Genomic DNA, 18,784 nt, shown 5'->3' with positions numbered 1-18,784 from the left:
CTCAGCCCGCCGCTTCGGACTCGGCCGTCGCACCGAGGCGCGCGCGCGGCACGACTTTCGCCGCGGCATCCTGGAGCATCGTGGCCGCCGGGCTGCGTCGTTCGGCTTCCTCGCGATACGCCGGCGCAGTGACGTGGCCCGCCGTCGGCGCCCGATCGGTGGCGATCGCGCGCGGGTGCATATCGACGCGATCTTCGTACAGCAATTGCTCCGGCACCGGACGCAAATCCCAGATAATTCCCATCGCAGCCAGCATCTTCAGGAGGTAGTAGGTGATGTCGATCTCCCACCAGAAAAATCCGTTGCGCGCCGCCGCGGGAAAATGATGGTGATTGTTGTGCCAGCCCTCGCCGAGCGTGATCAGCGCGAGTGCGAAGCTGTTACGGCTGTCGTCGCCGGTCTTGTAGCGCTGGCGGCCGATAACGTGTGCGAGCGAGTTGATCGTAAACGTGCCGTGTGCGAGCACCGCAGTCGAAATAAAAAATCCCCAGATCAGCATCTGCGCGCCGCTGGTGTGGAGGCTCGGCGCGTAATGCGCGAGTAGCGCGCCCAGCCCGAACATCGAGAAGCCAAGCGCGGTGGGAACCAGAACGTCGAAGCGATCGAGGAACATCAGTTCGGGATATTTCGATAGATCGCGCACGACGCGAAGCTCGGAGCGGAAATTCGACTCCGACGTGATCCATCCGATGTGGCTCCAGATGAAGCCGTGCTGGCGCGGCGAATGGACGTCGGCCGGCTCGTCGGAGCGTTGATGATGCAATCGATGATGCGACGCCCACCAGAGCGGCCCGCGCTGCGCCGAAGTCATAGCCGCGACGCCGAACAGAAGCTGCGCGACGCGCGAAGTCTTGAACGTGCGATGCGAAAAATAGCGATGGTAGAAGCCGGTAATCGCGAACATCCGCGCGAAATACATCGCGACCGCGACCGCGACGGCAATCGGGCTCCATCCCACCCAGATGACGCCGAAGCACATCAGGTGAACGAGCGCGAACGGGATGCATCGCAGCCAATCCGTTTCCTGGGGACCGTCGGCCTCCGGCATACCGCCGGCCGAAGTATCGAACCATCGCGCGAACGCGATCAAAAATCTGCGCACCTTTGAGTTCATACGTTTCTCCGTCATGCGCGCCGCGGCGACGCGCAAGAGCAGTCCGTGATCATGCACAGATTTCAGGGTCTGTGTGAACAGCTAAAGGGCGCTTAAGCACGATTTGCGATGAATTTTATGGTTTCCCGGATTGCAGCGGCTCGACCTCGTCGAAGTGCGCGTAGTCCACCTTCAGGCGGCCGTCGGGTTGCCGTTTCAGTACGTCGAGGAACCGCACGCCCCATTCGATCTGATCGAAACGATACGAATGACGCGCGTGAACCGTCTGCGAGAAGGTCTCGTCGAAGCCGATCAGCGAGACCAGTATTTCGCCTTCGCAGCGCGCCAGCGATTCGCGCGTATGCCCATGCAGGGGGCTGTTCTCGACGATCGGATGAATCGCGGTCCAGGTCAGTTGGAACAGCGCACTGCGCGAGCGCGACATCGCGAGATCATGGAAGCGGCGCACCGATTCGCCCTCGAGCGTGTTTTCCTGGCGCGCGACTACGACGTGAATCTCGCCCTCGACGATCCGGTTGTTGCGGAGATTCGCCATGCGGAACATCAGGCTCGGGACGCCCTCGCGCGGCGCGACGATCGCGCAACTGCTGAATCTGACGCGCGCAGTAGGCCGCGAAAACTTCGAGAACACCAGCCCGGTGACCATCGCGAGCCCGAGCAGTCCGAACAGCGCCTCGATCGAAACCAGGACGTTGCAAAAGAGCGATATCGGCGCCATCTTGCCGTAACCGATCGTCGCCATGGTCTGGATGCTGAAAAAGAACATGTCGAGAAACGATCCCGAGTGGGTGTTCTCGATGCCGCCGTCGAGGTAGTAGCCGGTCGCGAACACAAGATTCGCGGCGACGAAAAAGAGCGCGACGAACGCGATCAGTTCGGGCCACGGCGCAGTCAGCAGGTAGTGATAGAGATCGTCGAGCGGGCCCGGACGAGCGCGGACGAACGGACCATTGTCACTCTCCGGTCGCGGAACGCGATGCGCCATGGGCGCAGAATATACTGCACGCGCGCGGATTACATACAGATAGCCGCGCGAGCGCCGGCGTCATTGCGCGAACGCCTGGCGCAATGCGTCCGCCGCTTGCTGGAGGCCCTTTTTGCCCTGGTCGAGCGCGTCGGCGAAGCTGACGAAGCCGTGCACGACGCCGTCGTAGCGCGTGCAGGTGACCTTGCAGCCGGCGGTCATCAGGCGCTCGGCAAATCGCTCGCCTTCATCGCGGAGCGGATCGTGGCTGGCGGTCAAAATCAAAGCGGGTGGCAGTTTGGATAAATCTTTTGCGCGAAACGGGCAGGCGTACGGATTCTGGCGATCGGTGCGGGGCTCCAGGTAGTGATTCCAGAACCATTCCATGTCGGCGCGCGAGAGTACGAAACCGTCGCCGGCGAACTCCTTCTGCGAGGGCGTATCGAGCGCGCAATCGGTGACGGGATAGAAGAGCAACTGGAAACGAATCGCCGGACCGGAACGATCGCGCGCCATGATCGATACCGCAGCCGCGAGATTGCCGCCGGCGCTGTCGCCGCCGACCGCGATCCGCGACGGATCGCCACCGAACGACTCTGCATTCTCGGCGACCCACTTGGTGGCGGCGTAGCAATCCTCGGGCGCGGCCGGAAAGGGATGCTCAGGCGCGAGCCGGTAGTCGATCGATACGACCAGGCATCCCGCGCCGTTGGCGAGCGAGCGGCAAACATTGTCGTGACTCTCGAGATCGCCGAGCACCCATCCGCCGCCGTGATAGTACACCAGCACGCCCATCGGCGGTTGTCCTTCGGGGGTGTAGATGCGCACCGGGATTTGGCCCGCGGGTCCGGGGATATGCCGATCCTCGACGCGATAGATCGGCGCGGGCGGCGTGGGACTCGCCGCGAGCAACGCCTGCATCTTGGCGCGCGCCTGCTCGGGAGTTTCGGCGCGCAGAAACAAGGGGCCTGCCGCATTGGCGAAGTCGAGGAACTGTTTCATCTGGGGATCGAGTGCGTGAGCCATGCGGGTCTCCTTGGAGTCATCGCGAAATCGCGGCGGACTGATTGCCGATTGCGGCGTCTGGAAAAAACCTAGGCTACTGTCGTCGTCGATAGCAAGCGGAGGCGCACTAGCCGGGAAAATGGCGGAAGTCGGCGCGCCAATGAGCGCGGAACCACGGCGCGCCGTCGCGCGTGCCGTACACGTCGGCGCTGACGGTCATCAGGTCGCCGTTGATCTTGCAATCGAGATGCGTGACTTCATCGACGGCGAACGTCGGCGCGGTAGCGTTGCGGCCGACGCTGTATTCGTCGAAGTGCAACTTCGCGCGCATCGTGGCGAAGGCGCGGCCGTCAGTCGTCAGCGGCTCGACGCTTCCCCGCACATTGAGTATCTGATCGTTGGGCGCGATGCCGGTCTCGGTGAACGTCATCTTGAATGGCGCGTTGCCGACGCGTTTGTAGCAGATGCGATAAGTCTTGGGCGTCCAGTAGCCGATCTTGCGCGCGCCCGGTTCCTTGCGAATCCAATCGACGTTGCTCACCATCCCCTGCCAGCATCCGCGGAAAACTTCGGGCAGGACCGGACCTTGGGTGGTCATCGGCGCGTTAATCCTCGGCGGCGGCTCGGGCGATGACTCGGGCTGAGGCTGCGCCGGTATCGGTTGCCGAGGAGGAGGCGGCGCCTGCTGCTGCGGCATGAACAGTTCTGGCGGCAGCAATTGAATCGGCTCACCCTCGCGCGGCTGGGGCAGCACGAAGATCGGTGGCGGCTGCGCGAAGTTCGGCTGATTCTGCTGAGTAGGCGGAGGGACCTCGAGCGTCGATTGTGCGAGCGCCGCCGCCGCGCTGCAAAAAATCAGCGCGCACAGCATCAACGCATACAACCGAATCGAAAGATTCCGCACCTGAGATCGCCGCATCACATCTAGAAGCATATCAGGTGCCGCGCACCGGATTGCAGGCAAGGTGAGGAAATAACCCGCACGAGCGTATCGAACACCGACGCGATGCGTTGCGTGATCGACCATTTGGTGCCGTTATCAGCCTGCGGCAGAGCTCGCTTTCATGGCACGCGCTTGAGCCGCTATGCGAAACGTTGTCGCATCGAACTTGGCGGGCGCGCTGCTAGTCGGGGCGCACCAGGCCGGAGAGGCCGGCGAATAGCAGCGGCGTGATCATCCATCCGGCCAGGATGTGCAGCCACAAGTAGCTCCTAAGTAGCCGGCTGGGTCGCGAACTACCGTCGAGACGATCGTTCACGCGCCGCATCTTGCGGCGAATCGTATGGCGGGCATTCGGCCGCCAGTATTGGTCCTGATAGAGCACGACAACTGGCAGAAAATTCTCGAGCGAATAGACGAACGGATTGAAGGACGGATAGTGCGGCGGCGCATCGCCGGTCTTGACGAAGGTTTTGTAAGCCCCTTCTTCGGTCGGGGTTACCAGTCCCGCATGATAACCCCACTCGAACAGTATCGTACCTAGCAGCACGAATGCGCCTATCCACCAAAGCGCTCTTAGCGGCCGATAGCCGAATCCAATCGTCACCTGGAGCATCATGCTCCACGCGCGTTGCAGGCGGCTAAGATGGCCGAAATTGCGCAGCGCGATCTCCTTGGCGATCCGCACCTCGGTCGCGCCGTTCTCGCGGCCGTTGTCAGTCAGTACCTTAGCTAGCTGCCTATAAGGTTGAGGACGATAGGCGGGTGATTGCAGGGAGAGCCATCGCAGCCGCTCACTCGCATCGCCGGGGCCGCCCGCGATCTCATTGTAAACGAAACCGTTGATAACCAGGTTGCCGGGCCCGGGCCAACTTGCTTCATCGTCCCAGATACCGCCGGCGCGTGCCCATGCGTGACGTCATTCGCCGGCGCATTGGGATCGTCGCTGGGTCCGAGCCACGGCAATTCCCGATGCGATGCGGCGCGCACCAGTTTGAGTTCGGCGGCGCTGAGCGCGCCAAAGCGCTTCGCGGCGAGCCTATTCAGAGTGTTGGAAGTGAGATCTTCGGGAGTGGCCGTTGCTGCAACCGAGTTGGTTGTGGCGGCAGAGATGGCTCTCGGCGCCGCCAGAAAAATCCCCGCCAGCGCGAGGACAGTCGCAATCGATACTCGAAAGCGTTGGCGCAACGTCAGATCCAGGATGACCACCGGCGCTGGAGCGAAGTCTCGGGACGATCCGCGATATAATCAGTCAGCGCGCTGCGCGCTTCATCCTTGCGGCCGGCGCGAATCAGCGCAACGAGATACGATTCGATGAACACGCCGCGTTGCTCGTCGCTGCCTCCGCCGCAAGCGACTTCGCCAAGAACCGGACCAAGCAGATCGGCGGCGCGATCGTAGTCGCCGTTGGCAAACGCAATCGATCCTTTCGCGATCGGCACTCCGACTCGTTGCCACACGTGAGCAAGCTCGCCGCTCTGGCGTTGCGCGTGCCGTTCCATTTCCGCGATCGCGATTGCCACTTCCTTCGATTCGCCCGCGCGCGCGAGCGCGTACAGATAGATGCAATTCAAAAATGGAAACAGATGATCGCGCGCGTTGGCCCGGATGTGCGGGGCGATCTCGCGCCACTCGGAATCAACTTTGCCGCCCGCAAGCTCGACGTACCACAGCAGCAGGATCGCGTCGGTGTGCTCGACCACCGCGTCCGGCGCGACGCCCCAGATGTATTTTCGATAGGCGCTGCTGACCGCGTCGAATCTCAAGTCGGCCAGGTAGAGCGTCGCTAGATGGAACCAGTTGTGCGAGATCACGTAATGGCTGTAGCGATTCCACGACGGCGCGTATTGCTCCATCGCGGCAATCCCTTCCGCGATTCGCGACTGGCCCGCGAACACGTGCGCGCGGCAATGCTGCGCCCACATCGTGTCGTAGTCGATCGCGAGCGCTGTCAGAGCGACCTCGTCGGCGCGATCCCGATCGCCGTTCAGTTCGAGCGCAAACGCATGCATCGCGAGCACGTGGCTGATATCGGGATTCGCCGCCGCGGCCTTGCTCATCACGTCGAGTTGGCGCCGCGCGAGGCCGGTCTCGAAGAAATGGAACTCCGCGATTTTGGCCGCAACGATATCGCGCGGCCAGCGTTCGGCGATCGTTTCGTAAAGTTGGAGCGCCGATTCGAAGTCGCCGGCGCATCCAGCGTTAACTGCGCGGATGAAAACCTGCTCGCGTTCAGTCAAGTCGCCGAGCCGTTCGATCGCGCGCGAAAGGTAGGGCGCAGCTCTCTTCGCGTCGGCGGTAGTCTGCGAGTAAAGAAAAAGCGACGCCGCGTACGCCTGCAGGATAGCGCATCCGGGATTCGAGTCGGCGGCGGCGCGCACCAGCGCGGAGTTGGAGCCGAGCGAGACCAGTTCGTGCGCGTAACTGTCGATCGCGCGGATCACCGCGTCCGAATCGGTGGTGACAGGCAGGCCGCGACTGTCGTATTTCATGGAAGCCTCACGAGGTCACGAATGGTCAACATTGCGGATCGAGAATGGCATGGCAAGGAAGATTAGGCATCGCAGCGTTCGCGACTGCGCTTCCATAGCGCGCGCCGCTGACTAGACTCAATTCTCGCGCGCGATCGGCGCGATTCGAATCGACGAGGAATCACAGGTGGATGCCGCACAGAAAGAAAGAGTTGCCGCGTTGCTCGCCGAAGAGCAAGTAGCAATTATCGTAACGCAGGGAGAGCAGTGGCCGACGGCCACGATGCAGGCGTTCGCGGAAACGCCCGAACTCGACCTGATTTTCATCATGAATGACACCGCCGACAAATTTCAGAACGCGCTCGGAAATCCGCACGTTACGGTGTATTTCGACGCGCGCGAAAAAGGCAAGGTCGAGACGTTCGAGATTTCGCGGCTGATGATCCAGGGCGTCGCGGCCGAGGTCCCGCGCGATAGCGCCGAATGGCAGCGCTTGAAGCAGGTGTTCCTGAAGAAGAGTCCCTTCGAGGCGCCATTCTTCAAGTATCCGACGCTCCGGATGCTGACGATCAAGCCGAAGCGCCTGTCCTATGCGGGCGCAGATCGGCAGACGTTCAAGGCGGAACTATAATTCATGCAGCGTCGGAGTCGTGCCGGATGATCAAGGAGGCGCAGTGACGAGTCTCGCTGAGAAGATCGCTCCCTATGCCGCGCAGTTTCGGCGCGACGGATTCGTCATGGTGCCTGACTTGCTGAGCCTCGAGGAGATCGATCGCTACGGCGCGGCGGTCGATGAAGCGGTCGCGCGGCGCAAGCGTTTCGACCATCGCGAGCTTCGGCAGAAGTCACTCTACGAGCAGTCGTTCATCCAGTGCATCAATTTGTGGGAGGACTCGCCGGCGGTGCGGCCGCTGACGTTTCATCCGGTTGTGTGCGAGGCGGCGGCGCGATTGCTCGGCGTCGATGCGATCCGGCTGTGGCACGATCAGGCGCTCTACAAGGAAGCGGGCGGACGCAAGACCGACCCGCATCAGGATCAGCCGTACTGGCCGATGCGCGAGACCGACACGATCACCGCGTGGATTCCGTTCGACGGCTCATCGCATGCGACCGGATGCATGGGATATATTCCGGGTTCGCATCTGGCCGGACTCAAGAAGTTCGTGAACATCTTCCAGCCCGAAGAAGCGCTGGACATTCTCGCGCTACCGCAATTCAAGGATACGCCGCCCGAGTGGATCGAGGCGCCGCGCGGAGGCGTCGCGTTTCATCACGGCCTGACGGTGCATCTGGCGAAGCCGAACCGCGGATCGCATACGCGGCGCGTGCATACGATGATTTTCTTTCGCGATGGAACCACGCGCGGAAATCAGTTCCCGCATTTCGCGGTGGATCGCTTCGGGATCAAGATTGGCGACGCGATCGATAGTCCCGTCACGCCGATTGCCTGGCCGCGAGCGGCGGGCGACTTGCCCGATCCGCCGACGGTGCCAATCGGCGACCTGCACGCGAACATCCAGAAGATCGGGATGTTCCCCGATGCGCCTCGCAAGAATTAGCTATCGAGTTTGCCAGTGAGCGAGGACGCGGAGCGGCCGCTCAGCGACCCCTCCGCGCCTCAACACGATCAGGCGTTGTCGGGGAACTTACGTCCTGCGCGCGCGAGCGCCTGAAATAGTTCCGCGCCGGCGTCACGATGATGATCGCGGCAATAGCTACTCCCGCGAACAGTGAGATTACTTCCATAGTCATTGTACTACTCTCTCCAATCACACCGCCCCAAAAGGCGCAGTATGACCTGGTCGATCGTTCCCAAGTCGCGGGCGCTTAAAGAGCCGCGAACGAGAATACGATGTAAGCCAGGGTCAGGAACGCGAAAGTTACGCCTGGCAGTTCGCTCAGAAAGCTGTTTTGCGCGATCCGTACCGCCAGCGCCGTCTCGGTCTGCTCCTGGTTGCGTCCGAAGCCCGCGAGTGTTGCTTTTGCAGTGGTAGCAGCCATGATTCTTTTTCTCCCGTATTTCTGTTCGGTCTCGTTTATATGTCGACCGATAAATGGTGATTTCGACATTCGGTAAAGTTTGATGCGTCGAAATCGTTTGCGAGGGTATGAGCAAGGCCGATGCCAGCGGGCTTCAAGTGAGTATTCACAAGCGGAATTTCTGACTAGTGCATTTTGTCTAGTTTGCGATTCGCGAAATATTCGATTGCATATTCGAAAAATCCTGCATTCTCCTACTTCCGCAATTCGCGGATGCTTCCATTTTGCGAGCAGCGAATTGTATGCACTGCAAACGATTCCCGACGCGCCTCGACTCGATCACGGATGGCGTGGCATTTCGATCGCCCCGACCGCGTATGCCACCGCCCGCCGATGACGTCAGCAGATCGGCGCAGCTCTGCACCATCGTGTAGCGGGCGCTCGCGAGATCGCGGTCGGCGGTCAGCAACTCGACGATCGTGCTGAGTCCCTGGTGATACGTGTCGATATTGGCGGCGTACGATTCGTTCGACGCCGCGAGCAATGCCTTCGCGTAATCGTAACCCTTCAGCGCGGTCTGAAATTCGTAATACGCGCGCCACACCGAACTGATCGCGCCCACCTCCAACGATTTGAGTTGCGCTGCGACGCGCCATACGCGGCGGCGCGTGCGCGATCCCAGCTCGCGCGCGTATCCGGATTGTTGTGCAGTGCGATATCGATCAGCGCGGACAAATCGTATTTGCTGGCGGCGTTGGCAGAACTTCCATGCGCGCCAGTATCGGGCAGTGAATTTCCGGGGCGCTGTTCAAGCGGAATCGAGTAGGCGCGCGGCGCAGTTCACGGACGATCGCTCGACGGCGGCGCAAATTTCGCCGGATTCACCTCCGGCTGCTCCGCGACGTAGGTGCATCCCCCAAGACACAGTGCGAATGCGATCGCGGCGCGGCTGGCGAGCAAAACAAAATCGATGCTCATGCGGTCCCCCGTGACAGAAATCGTGGCGATTCAAGTTCAATTTTCAGTCGCGCGCCCAAAGCAGCGGCGGCTCGGACCAGGGTTTCGAGCGTCACGTTCTTGATGCGCCGCGACTCGATTCTTGCGATCACCGGCTGACTGACGTCGATCCGGCGAGCCAACTCACGCTGGCTGAGTCCGAGCACGACGCGCAAATCGACCAGGTTTTGCTGGATCGGAATCTCGTCCACCAATTCGTCGACTTCCTCCTTCAGGCCCTCGCGATGACTTTCGCGTCGAGCCATTCTTCAAACGAACTCGTTTTGTTGGTCTTGCTGCTCATTCGATTAAACCCTCGAACAATCATCGTTGAAATTCGTCATTTGATCTCGCCCTCTAACTTCCGCATTCGTTCCAGAACAGCAGTCGGCTGGTCAAATATCAAACGACTCTACTTCTCCTTGATGGGCATCGGGGTGCAGGCCACGTCTGACCTGCCCTGCAAAAGCATACCAAGTCGAATTTAAGGATATGGCCTGCGCAGTCCGGTTAAGGCCGGCCCCGCGAACACGGCCGGTGCGCTATCACGCAATGCGCTGTGTGGCTGCACCTGGTTGTAGAACCGCCGCCCGAACTCGATCAGGGGGCGTTTCCGCGACCCTTCGCCTCCTATTTTTCAAACATTTTCGCCAAACCGTTCGCATCCGAATGTAGACCTGTGGCGTCAAAATGGCGCATGAGTGCGATCGAACGTCCACAAAATGTCACTACTTGGGTCTCCCGATCGTCAAATTTGGTCTTGCCCGCGCTTAACCGAGCAATTCGAGCACCTAACTTCGGGCATGATCGGTGCTCTGCAATGAACTGTCGAAATTGCTTCCGCCCACCGCCGCAGGTGATCGCGAGAAGACACAAAGGAGGACTGCAAAGTGGCACGAGTTCAGAAGGCGACCGATTCGTCCAGTCTCGCCGAGGTCGTGGATCGAATCCTCGACAAAGGCATCGTGATTGACGCGTGGGTCAAGGTGTCGTTGGTGGGGATCGAGCTGCTCTCGATCGAAGCGAGAGTGGTGATCGCGTCGGTCGAGACGTACCTCAAGTACGCCGAAGCGATCGGATTGACGGCATCGGCGGCAACGCCGGCGTAGTGACTCCCGAGGTTAGCGGCCGGAAGGGTGAAAGAAACCTTTCCGGCGCTAGCCGAGGGACCGCAGCAACCAATCGAAAAAAAACGAGGATCACAACAATGCACTTTGCCAGCGACATGATGAATCTCCGGCACGAAATTGACACCCTGCGCCGCGATCGGCGAAAAATGGTCGATCGGCTGCGCCGATTTGGCAGCAGCCTCCAGTCCGACACCGCGAAGATGCTCGCGGCGATGCGCAAAGCGATGCACGAGGAGCATGGCAAGATGCGCGAGATGCGCGGCGCCTTCAACGCGGAAAATCAGCGCGGTATCCACGACCTGATGCGCGGACTGCACGGCGAGCGGGCGCGCGCGCGGCGCAATTTCATGGGTAAGAAAGCATGAAGGGCGCGCAAGATCTCAACGGGTCGGGATACCGCAGCGCGCCGCTCGAAAGCCTGCTCGAGCAGGAGGAGACCGAAGCGGACGCGCGCGCGGATGACCGCGCGCCGGACGCTCCCGACAGCGTCTTTCTGCCCGAGGCTAGCGACGGCTTCGTATCCAGCCCCTACGTCGAGGATCTTACGCAGCGGGCGCTGACCTATCTCGAAATCGGGTACCCACTGCACCTGGCGGGCTTCGCCGGCACCGGCAAGACCACCATCGCCTTTCATATCGCGGCCAAACTCGGGCGCCCGGTCATCCTGATTCATGGCGACGACGAGTTCGTGAGCTCGGACCTCACCGGCAAGGATGTCGGCTACAAGAAATCCAAGTTCATCGACAATTACATCCACTCGGTGCTCAAGTCGGAAGAGAACATGCGGGTGCTGTGGATGGAGAATCGCCTGACCACCGCCTGCCGCGACGGCTACACGCTTATCTACGACGAATTCAACCGCTCCCGCGCGGAAGCCAACAACGTGCTGCTGAGCGTGCTGGAAGAAAAGATGCTGAGCCTGCCGTCGCTGGGCAAGGTCCAGGGCGGCTACATCGAGGTGCATCCCGAGTTTCGCGCCATCTTCACCTCCAATCCCGAGGAGTATGCCGGGGTGCATAAGGCGCCCGACGCCCTGATGGACCGGCTGATCACGCTCGACCTCGGCCACTATGATCGCGAGACCGAAATCAGGATTGCAGCGGCGCGCTCGGGAATCGCGCGCGCCGACGGCGAAATCGTGGTCGACCTGGTGCGGGAACTGCGCGGAGTCGGGGTCAACAATCATCGTCCGACCATCCGCGCGTGCATCGCGATCGCCAGCGTACTGGCGCGCAAGGGCGCGCGGGCGCGTATCGACGACGCCGTGTTCCGCTGGGTTTGTCACGACGTGCTCAACGTCGACACCGCCAAGGTGACGCGCGGCGGCGAATCCCAGATGAGTCACAAGATCGACGAAGCGATCCGCAAGGTCTGCCGGCCGCGCGCGCGCGCGCGGCGAAAAGTTGGAGGCTAGATGCAGCAGCCCAAACGCCATCTTCGCGGAATGAAAGATCTGCGCACCACCGGCGCACTCGGCGCGGCCACCCTTGCGCCGCATGCGGCGTACATGAAGATCACTTCGCTCGAGCTCGAGAAATTGCGCCTGAGCCGGGTCCGGCAGCACGCCGCGCGGCGGATCGGCGAGATCGATGCGCGCTGCGAGGAAATCGGCCACGAGAAAGCGGCGCTGCTGGCCGCGATGGAAGCGCCGGCTGGATGCACGGTGGGCGTGCGCCAGGGCGCGCATCGCTCGCAAGCACGGCGCTCCGGCGGCGTCTCACTCAAATACTGAGGAAGATCAATGAAGATAAACTGCCTCTCATGCGGGCATAACGTGGACCTTGATGACGCCTACGCGGAGAATTACGAAGGCGCGATCAAGTGCTACGCCTGCGGCGCGACGCTCAAGATCAAGACTGAGCAGGGCGGCCTGCGCCGGGTTCATCTGTGCGCACCGCACGAGCTTCTCGAGCGCGCGGCCAACGGCGATCAGTCGGACAATCACCACCGCGGACCTGAGCTGCACGGCCGCGCGCGGCTCGAGCATGCGGACAAAATCCAGTGAGCGGAGAGCCCGTGCGCCGGATCGATGCGGGTGTCAAAGCCGCGCGTGGCCGCTACATCTATGCAGTGGTCGCGCAGGCCGCAGAGCAGGCGCTCGATTTCAGAGGGCTGGACGATCGGCCCGTGTATGCGATTACGCATCGCGGGATAGCGGCGGTGGTCAGCGACCTCGAGAGCGGCAGGATCCGTCCAGAGCGGCGCAATCTCGCGGCGCATCGCGCGGTCCTGAACGGGCTGATGGCGGTGGAAGAAGCGGTTCTGCCGATGCGCTTCGGCACTATCGCGGCGAACGCGAACGAGATCAAAAGCCTGCTCACGTCCAACCGGCAGATCTTCGAAAGCCAACTGAAGGGGATCGCGGGGAAGCTCGAGATGGGGGTGCGGGTGGTATGGGACGTGCCCAATATCTTCGAATATTTCATCGATGCGCATCCGGATCTTAAAGAGGCGCGCGACGGCCTGTTCGGCGGCGCCAATCAGCCGTCGCAGAATGATCGGATCGAGCTCGGACGGATGTTCGAGCGGCTGCACGAAGCCGATCGCGTGGCCCATTGCGCGATGGTCGAGGAAGAACTCGAACCGCTATGCGCGGCAATCAAGCGCGGCGCGCTGCGCGACGATCGCGAGATAATGAACCTCGCGTGCCTGGTCGGAAAGGACCGGCGCGCGGAATTCGAGCAAGGCGTGTTCCGCGCGGCGACTCATTTCGACAACAACTTCGCCTTCGACTACAACGGCCCGTGGCCGCCCGCCAGCTTCGCCGAGATCACGATCAAGAGTTAGCCGCCATGTTTTTAATCGACGATCTGATCCTGGCTCCGGGCAGTTTTCTCATCTGGGTGATGCGCAAGGTCCATGAGGCCGCCGCCGAAGAACTCGAGAACGACGCCGTGCGCATCACGGCGGAATTGAGCGAGCTGCATCGAAAGCTCGAAAGCGGCGCGATCTCCGAAGCGCAATTCGATGCGCGCGAGAAGGAAATGCTCGATCATCTCGACCGGATCCGCGGCGAAACCGAAGACCTCGAGAGCGCCGCAGCAAATCACGACGATGAAGACTGAGCGCGTGCGTCCCATGGAAAGACTCTCGATGCGTCCGAGCGAGCGAGTCTCGCTCTGCGAAACCCTCGATCGGGTGCTGAACAAGGGCGCGGTAGTCGCGGGCGAGGTCACTATCTCGGTCGCCGATATCGACCTCATCTACCTCGGGCTCCAGGTCATGATCAGCTCGGTCGAGGCGGCGCGCGATGATTAACGCATCCCGGCGCCCGGCCGGCAAACCGGTTCGCGAGCCGTTTTCGCGGCCGCGCGACAGCGGCTTCGGCGAGACGCTGCTCGGCGATCCGCCGCAGACCGGCGGCGAGCGCCGGATCAATCTGAAACCCGACGATCTCAAGAATGGGCTCGCGCAACTGGTGCTGGCGCTGGTGAACCTGCTGCACGAATTGCTCGAACGCCAGGCCCTCGCCCGGATTGAATCCGGCCGCCTGAGCGAGGGGGATTGCGAGCGCTTGGGACTGACCTTGATGCGGCAAAGTGAACAAATAGACGCCCTTCGGGAAGGGTTCGGGCTCTCACGCGAGGACCTGAATATCGATCTCGGGCCGTTGGGCAAACTGGTTTGAGGTAACTCGATTCATGGCGTCGCAATCCATGCAGCATTCGGTCCAGTCGTCGACCCTCGCCGACCTGCTCGAGCGGGTGCTCGACAAGGGAATCGTCATCGCCGGCGACATCAAGATCAAACTGGTCGAGGTGGAACTGCTTACGATCCAAATCCGGCTGGTGGTGTGCTCGGTCGAAAAGGCCAAGGAGCTCGGCCTCGATTGGTGGAATCCCAAGCGGGTCGAGGCGCTCGCCGAGGGGCAACTCCTGCCCGCGCCAGAGCAGGGCTTCGAAGCCCGGATCGCAAAACTCGAAGCCGAACTCGCAGCCAATCGTTCGATGGTTCCCAAGGAGGCTCACGATGAGCGTTAAACGAAGAGTAGCGCGCGACGGCGCCGGCGAAGCCGGCTCAGGATTCGTCAAGGGGCTGTCCGACTTGATCGAAAAACTGGGCGACCTGGCCGAGACCGGCCGCGAAATGCGCCGCGAGGGCGTGCTCGGCGAGGGCGACCAGCTCAAGGGCGTTTACGGCTTCCGCATGAAAGTCGGGCACGGCGGTGACGCCGTCGATATCGAGCCATTTGGCAACGTCAAGTTAGACAAGAAGTCGCGCCAGGCGGTGGTCCATGAAGTCCGCGAACCGCTCTTCGACGTGATCGAAGAGAAGGATCGAATCCTGGTGATCGCCGAGATGCCGGGGATCACCACCGATGACATTTCGGTCTCGGTCGACGGGGACGTGATGAACGTCGAGGCCTCGCGCCGCGACCGCAAGTATAGCAAGGAGATTCTGCTCCCCAAGCCGGTGCTGCGCAGCCGGATCAAAGTTGCCTGCAACAACGGAATCGTCGAAATCAGCTGTCCGCTGAAATGAACAGCGCCGCGCCCATCGAGCCGGAAAAGTCCGCCGCCGCCGGTATCAAGCTGAAGGTCGCGGAGGCGATGACCAGGGATACTGGCCACGCGTATGCGCGGATAAGTCCCGAGGACATTGTCCGGATGAACGCCGCTATCGGCGACACCGTCGAGATCTCCGGCAAGCGCAAGACCGTGTGCAAGCTGATGCCGGCGTATGCCGAGTCGCGCGGCAAATCTTCGGTGCAGATGGACGGCGTGAGCCGCGAGAGCGCGGGAGCGGGCTTGGGCGAATTCGTGACTATCCGCAAGGTCGCGTGCCGGATCGCAGACCAGGTAACGCTCGCGCCGACCAACGTGCGTCCGTCGGAGCGCGACCTCGATTATATCGGAAGCCTGCTCGACGGGCTGCCGGTGCTGGAGGGGAATCGCATCCGCGCGACGCTGTTCGGCAGCCGCTGGGCGGATTTCAAAGTCGAAGCCACGGTGCCCAGGGGTCCGGTCCTGATCGCGCCGACCACCCGGCTGATCATCGGGGAGCCGACCGCCGGACCGACGGCGCGTTCGATCTCTTATGAGGATATCGGCGGACTCAAGCCGCAACTTCAGCGCATCCGCGAGATGATCGAATTGCCGCTGCGGCATCCCGAAATTTTCGATCGGCTGGGAATCGACGCGCCCAAGGGGGTCTTGCTCCACGGTCCGCCAGGATGCGGCAAGACGCTGATCGCGCGCGCGATTGCGCACGAAACCGAGGCGAACTTCTTCTCGGTCAGCGGCCCCGAGATCGTCCACAAATTTTACGGCGAAAGCGAAGCGCGCCTGCGCAAGATCTTCGAAGATGCGGCTCGCCAGGGACCGAGCATCATTTTTATCGACGAGATCGATGCGATCGCGCCGCCACGCGAACGCGTAACCGGCGAGGTCGAGAAGCGGATCGTCGCGCAGTTGCTGGCGCTGATGGACGGGCTGAATCAGCGCCAGAACGTGATTGTGATTGGGGCCACCAACCTGCCCAATGCGCTCGATCCCGCGCTGCGCCGTCCGGGCCGCTTCGATCGCGAACTGGCAATCCCGATCCCCGATCGATCGGCGCGGCTCGAGATGCTGGAAATACACAGCCGCGGGATGCCGCTCGCGGCCGACGTCGATCTGCCGCATCTTGCTTCGATTACCCACGGCTTCGTCGGTGCCGATCTGGCGGCGCTGTGCCGGGAGGCCGCGATGCTGACCATCCGCGGTATTCTGCCCGACATCGATTCCGCCACCGAGCAAGTCTTTTATGAACGGCTTTCGAAAATCGAAGTGCGGATGGATGACTTCCGCAACGCACTGCGGGAAGTCGAGCCGTCCGCGATTCGCGAGGTGTTCGTCGAGGTGCCGAACGTCGCCTGGAGCGACATCGGCGGGCTGCTGGAGACCAAGCAGCGGTTGCGCGAGAGCGTCGAATGGCCGCTTAAGTATGGCGAACTGTTCGCGCAGGCCCATCTTAAGCCACCCAAAGGGATCTTGCTGTCGGGTACGCCGGGATGCGGCAAGACCATGCTCGCGAAAGCCTTGGCAACTGAGAGCGGCGTCAATTTCTTGTCGGTGAAAGGTCCCGAGCTGCTATCGAAATGGGTGGGCGAGTCGGAGCGTGGATTGCGCGACATCTTCCGCAAGGCGCGCCAGGCCGCTCCGGCGATCATTTTTTTCGACGAGATCGATGCGCTGGTGCCGACTCGCGGCGGCGGCCTCTCGAGCGACCCGGTGGCCGACCGCGTACTCAGCCAGTTTCTAAGCGAGTTCGACGGAATCGAGGAACTCAAAGGCGTGCTGGTGCTCGGGGCGACCAATCGGCTCGACCGGCTCGATCCCGCAGTGCTCCGCCCCGGACGTTTCGACGAGATCATCGAGATTCCGCCGCCGGGCGAAGCAGATCGCAAAGCCATCCTCGAGGTTCATTTGCGCGGCAAATTGGTGGCGCCGGAGGTCAGCGTCGAGCGCCTGGCCCGGGATACCGAGGGCTACAGCGGCGCCGATCTGGCGTGGCTATGCAGGAAGGCCGGCTTGAGCGCGGTTCGCCGCGCGGTGGGGCGACTCGCTGAAAAACCCGACTCGAGCGTGAAAGTGCGCGTCGAGCCGGAAGATCTCGCAGCTCATCTGACCGACAGAAACCCGGCCTAGGTAAATGGACGCTGGACTATATATCTTCTGCCTCAGCAACCTGCAGTGCCCGGACCTCCCCGAGTCGTCCTCGGAGCTCGACCGCTTATTTCTGCATCGGCACGGCAACCTCTGCGCAATCGCCAAACGGGTTTCGCTCGAGGAATTCTGCGGACCCGATGCTGACCGGCGGCTCGCGGATCCGGAGTGGGTGACGCCCCGCGCGATCGACCATGGACGGGTCATCGCGGAGGTCTTTCGTGGCAGCCCGGTGTTGCCGGTACCGTTCGGCACGCTGTTCTCGTCGCCCGCGGTTTTAGGCGATTTTCTCGAGCGGAACGCCGATCTGATCAAGGGATTCTTCGAGTATGCGGCGGACTGCGAGGAATGGGGCATCAAGGCATTGCTTGATCGCGAGCGGCTCAAGCGATCGCTGGTCGAATCGATCACGCAAACGGAATCCGCCGCCGCCTCTCCCGGCCTTCGCTATCTGCGCGAGCGCCGCGCCGAGCAGATGGCGGATCAACAGTCGAGTGCGTGGCTCGAGCAGAATCTTGGAGTAGTTGCCGACGCGCTCGACCAATGTGCGGCGCGTTCGTGTGAGCGGCGAATTATCGACGATTCAAAGCAGCCCGATGGGCGCGAAGAGGTTTTCAACCTGGCGGCGCTGCTGGCGCGTGACCGAGTGGCCGAATTTCGCCGGCGCATCGAGGCTATCAACCGCGAGCGCGCCGAGGATGGATTGAGCTTCGCCGTCAGCGGGCCGTGGCCGCCGTACAGCTTCTGTCCGGCCCTCGAGTCACCGCCGTGAGCTTCCTGCTTTACGGCATCGTTCACGGCGACCGAATCGAGCCGCGTGAAAAGCTCAGGTTCCTGGGCTATCCGCGCGCTTCGATCATGGCGCGGACCACTCGGCTGGGTGCGATCGTATCCAAGCTGTCGCCGGCGGATGCGGACCCCGACGTGGCGCGCCTGCTGATCTATTCGAAAATAATCGAGTCGTTCAACCATGAGCGCGCCGTTATCCCGATGCGATACGGCTGCCGCTTCAAAACCATCGGCGACATCGCCGAGTTTCTTAAGAGAGAGCAGGGACCCTTCGGCGCATTGCTCGACGAACTCGATGGGCGCGTGGAAATGTCGGCCAGTGTGGCCTTCGACGACCCTCGCGATGATCGCGCGACGCCTCCTTCGCGATTGTTATCGTCCGCGATGCCAACCGGCATGGGCTATCTCGCTGGGCGGGCGCGGCATTACTCGCTTGTCGATCAGTCCGGCGCGCGGCGCGAGGAAGTTCGCAAATCACTCTGCGCGATGGCCGAGGGGAAGTTCATGCGCGCCATCGCCGAGCACTCGAGTCACGACCGGAAATCGATGCTGACGATCCACTTCCTAGTCCCGCGCGCGGGCGTCGCGGAATTCTCCCGTGCGTTGCTGGCAGATCGTCGTCGATCGATCGAAGTCAGCGGACCATGGCCGCCCTATAACTTCGTCTCGACGAAAACCCGCGCGCTAACTATCTGACATTTGCGCGCGACCTCCTCGCGTGTCGGCGCCGCGACCTCGCGTTTACCCT

General features: G+C 61.9%; 26 protein-coding genes. 16 read left to right on the top strand and 10 right to left on the bottom strand.

The window, feature by feature from the left end; all coding sequences use genetic code 11:
- Position 1: 1 nt before the first annotated feature.
- The 6 genes from Q7S58_RS12615 to Q7S58_RS12590 form a co-directional block, all read right to left on the bottom strand.
- A complete protein-coding gene (locus Q7S58_RS12615) occupies positions 2-1,114 on the bottom strand; it encodes an acyl-CoA desaturase (protein ID WP_304825914.1) in 1,113 nt (370 codons plus the stop codon).
- Between the two features lie 115 nt (positions 1,115-1,229).
- Positions 1,230-2,099: an ion channel gene (locus tag Q7S58_RS12610; RefSeq protein ID WP_304825911.1), complete on the bottom strand. Its 870-nt coding sequence runs from the start codon at positions 2,097-2,099 to the stop codon at positions 1,230-1,232.
- Between the two features lie 60 nt (positions 2,100-2,159).
- Complete coding sequence (locus Q7S58_RS12605) at positions 2,160-3,104, bottom strand: alpha/beta hydrolase (protein ID WP_304825908.1); 945 nt, start codon at positions 3,102-3,104, stop codon at positions 2,160-2,162.
- Between the two features lie 106 nt (positions 3,105-3,210).
- Entirely contained in the window at positions 3,211-3,987 is a 777-nt protein-coding gene (locus Q7S58_RS12600) for a hypothetical protein (RefSeq protein WP_304825905.1), read from the bottom strand.
- 220 nt (positions 3,988-4,207) lie between these two features.
- Positions 4,208-4,711 carry a hypothetical protein gene (locus Q7S58_RS12595; RefSeq protein WP_304825902.1) on the bottom strand — a complete coding sequence of 168 codons (504 nt, stop codon included), beginning with the start codon at positions 4,709-4,711 and terminating at the stop codon, positions 4,208-4,210.
- 502 nt (positions 4,712-5,213) lie between these two features.
- Positions 5,214-6,515 (bottom strand): hypothetical protein, encoded by a 1,302-nt coding sequence (locus Q7S58_RS12590; RefSeq protein ID WP_304825899.1) that lies wholly within the window; start codon positions 6,513-6,515, stop codon positions 5,214-5,216.
- Between the two features lie 166 nt (positions 6,516-6,681).
- On the opposite strand from Q7S58_RS12590, the gene Q7S58_RS12585 reads away from it, so the two are divergent.
- Both Q7S58_RS12585 and Q7S58_RS12580 read left to right on the top strand, forming a co-directional pair.
- Positions 6,682-7,125, top strand: a complete 444-nt coding sequence (locus tag Q7S58_RS12585; RefSeq protein ID WP_304825896.1) for a pyridoxamine 5'-phosphate oxidase family protein — start codon at positions 6,682-6,684, stop codon at positions 7,123-7,125.
- A 43-nt stretch (positions 7,126-7,168) separates the two neighbouring features.
- Positions 7,169-8,053, top strand: coding sequence for a phytanoyl-CoA dioxygenase family protein (locus Q7S58_RS12580; RefSeq protein WP_304825893.1), 885 nt, complete (start codon positions 7,169-7,171; stop codon positions 8,051-8,053).
- A gap of 268 nt (positions 8,054-8,321) precedes the next feature.
- Here the strand turns inward: Q7S58_RS12580 and Q7S58_RS12575 are convergent, their stop codons facing one another.
- The 4 genes from Q7S58_RS12575 to Q7S58_RS12560 all read right to left on the bottom strand — a co-directional run bounded on the left by Q7S58_RS12575 (position 8,322) and on the right by Q7S58_RS12560 (position 9,736).
- Positions 8,322-8,495: a hypothetical protein gene (locus Q7S58_RS12575; RefSeq protein ID WP_304825890.1), complete on the bottom strand. Its 174-nt coding sequence runs from the start codon at positions 8,493-8,495 to the stop codon at positions 8,322-8,324.
- A 178-nt stretch (positions 8,496-8,673) separates the two neighbouring features.
- Complete coding sequence (locus Q7S58_RS12570; RefSeq protein WP_304826032.1) at positions 8,674-9,096, bottom strand: TolC family protein; 423 nt, start codon at positions 9,094-9,096, stop codon at positions 8,674-8,676.
- Between the two features lie 218 nt (positions 9,097-9,314).
- Positions 9,315-9,452: a hypothetical protein gene (locus Q7S58_RS12565; protein ID WP_304825887.1), complete on the bottom strand. Its 138-nt coding sequence runs from the start codon at positions 9,450-9,452 to the stop codon at positions 9,315-9,317.
- Positions 9,449-9,736 (bottom strand): helix-turn-helix domain-containing protein, encoded by a 288-nt coding sequence (locus tag Q7S58_RS12560; protein WP_304825884.1) that lies wholly within the window; start codon positions 9,734-9,736, stop codon positions 9,449-9,451. The genes Q7S58_RS12565 and Q7S58_RS12560 overlap by 4 nt, the downstream gene beginning before the upstream one ends.
- A 624-nt stretch (positions 9,737-10,360) precedes the next feature.
- Here Q7S58_RS12560 and gvpA point away from each other — a divergent pair.
- The 14 genes from gvpA to Q7S58_RS12490 all read left to right on the top strand — a co-directional run bounded on the left by gvpA (position 10,361) and on the right by Q7S58_RS12490 (position 18,732).
- Complete coding sequence (gene gvpA / locus Q7S58_RS12555) at positions 10,361-10,579, top strand: gas vesicle structural protein GvpA (protein WP_304825881.1); 219 nt, start codon at positions 10,361-10,363, stop codon at positions 10,577-10,579.
- A 98-nt stretch (positions 10,580-10,677) separates the two neighbouring features.
- Positions 10,678-10,965 carry a hypothetical protein gene (locus tag Q7S58_RS12550; RefSeq protein WP_304825878.1) on the top strand — a complete coding sequence of 96 codons (288 nt, stop codon included), beginning with the start codon at positions 10,678-10,680 and terminating at the stop codon, positions 10,963-10,965.
- Entirely contained in the window at positions 10,962-12,014 is a 1,053-nt protein-coding gene (gvpN, locus tag Q7S58_RS12545; RefSeq protein ID WP_304825876.1) for a gas vesicle protein GvpN, read from the top strand. The genes Q7S58_RS12550 and gvpN overlap by 4 nt, the downstream gene beginning before the upstream one ends.
- Positions 12,015-12,332: a hypothetical protein gene (locus Q7S58_RS12540; RefSeq protein ID WP_304825872.1), complete on the top strand. Its 318-nt coding sequence runs from the start codon at positions 12,015-12,017 to the stop codon at positions 12,330-12,332.
- Between the two features lie 9 nt (positions 12,333-12,341).
- Positions 12,342-12,605: a hypothetical protein gene (locus Q7S58_RS12535; RefSeq protein WP_304825868.1), complete on the top strand. Its 264-nt coding sequence runs from the start codon at positions 12,342-12,344 to the stop codon at positions 12,603-12,605.
- A complete protein-coding gene (locus Q7S58_RS12530) occupies positions 12,602-13,387 on the top strand; it encodes a GvpL/GvpF family gas vesicle protein (protein ID WP_304825865.1) in 786 nt (261 codons plus the stop codon). The genes Q7S58_RS12535 and Q7S58_RS12530 overlap by 4 nt, the downstream gene beginning before the upstream one ends.
- A 5-nt stretch (positions 13,388-13,392) precedes the next feature.
- Positions 13,393-13,665 (top strand): gas vesicle protein GvpG, encoded by a 273-nt coding sequence (locus tag Q7S58_RS12525; RefSeq protein WP_304825862.1) that lies wholly within the window; start codon positions 13,393-13,395, stop codon positions 13,663-13,665.
- Positions 13,655-13,858, top strand: coding sequence for a gas vesicle protein (locus Q7S58_RS12520; protein ID WP_304825859.1), 204 nt, complete (start codon positions 13,655-13,657; stop codon positions 13,856-13,858). The genes Q7S58_RS12525 and Q7S58_RS12520 overlap by 11 nt, the downstream gene beginning before the upstream one ends.
- On the top strand, positions 13,851-14,228 hold the full coding sequence (locus Q7S58_RS12515) for a gas vesicle protein K (protein ID WP_304825856.1): 378 nt from the start codon (positions 13,851-13,853) through the stop codon (positions 14,226-14,228). The genes Q7S58_RS12520 and Q7S58_RS12515 overlap by 8 nt, the downstream gene beginning before the upstream one ends.
- A gap of 13 nt (positions 14,229-14,241) precedes the next feature.
- On the top strand, positions 14,242-14,580 hold the full coding sequence (locus Q7S58_RS12510) for a gas vesicle protein (protein WP_304825853.1): 339 nt from the start codon (positions 14,242-14,244) through the stop codon (positions 14,578-14,580).
- A complete protein-coding gene (gvpH, locus tag Q7S58_RS12505; RefSeq protein ID WP_304825850.1) occupies positions 14,570-15,082 on the top strand; it encodes a gas vesicle protein GvpH in 513 nt (170 codons plus the stop codon). The genes Q7S58_RS12510 and gvpH overlap by 11 nt, the downstream gene beginning before the upstream one ends.
- Complete coding sequence (locus Q7S58_RS12500) at positions 15,079-17,229, top strand: CDC48 family AAA ATPase (RefSeq protein ID WP_304825847.1); 2,151 nt, start codon at positions 15,079-15,081, stop codon at positions 17,227-17,229. The genes gvpH and Q7S58_RS12500 overlap by 4 nt, the downstream gene beginning before the upstream one ends.
- Positions 17,230-17,233: 4 nt before the next feature.
- The gene (locus Q7S58_RS12495) at positions 17,234-18,019 is read left to right on the top strand and encodes a GvpL/GvpF family gas vesicle protein (RefSeq protein WP_304825844.1); all 786 of its coding nucleotides are present in this window, start codon (positions 17,234-17,236) and stop codon (positions 18,017-18,019) included.
- Complete coding sequence (locus tag Q7S58_RS12490; protein WP_304825841.1) at positions 18,016-18,732, top strand: GvpL/GvpF family gas vesicle protein; 717 nt, start codon at positions 18,016-18,018, stop codon at positions 18,730-18,732. The genes Q7S58_RS12495 and Q7S58_RS12490 overlap by 4 nt, the downstream gene beginning before the upstream one ends.
- The last annotated feature ends 52 nt before the right edge of the window (positions 18,733-18,784 follow it).

It is taken from the genome of Candidatus Binatus sp. (assembly GCF_030646925.1).
Classification (GTDB): Bacteria; Desulfobacterota; Binatia; order Binatales; family Binataceae; genus Binatus.
The sequence above is the reverse complement of the archived record's forward strand: the minus strand, read 5'-3'. Positions and strand labels throughout refer to the sequence as shown.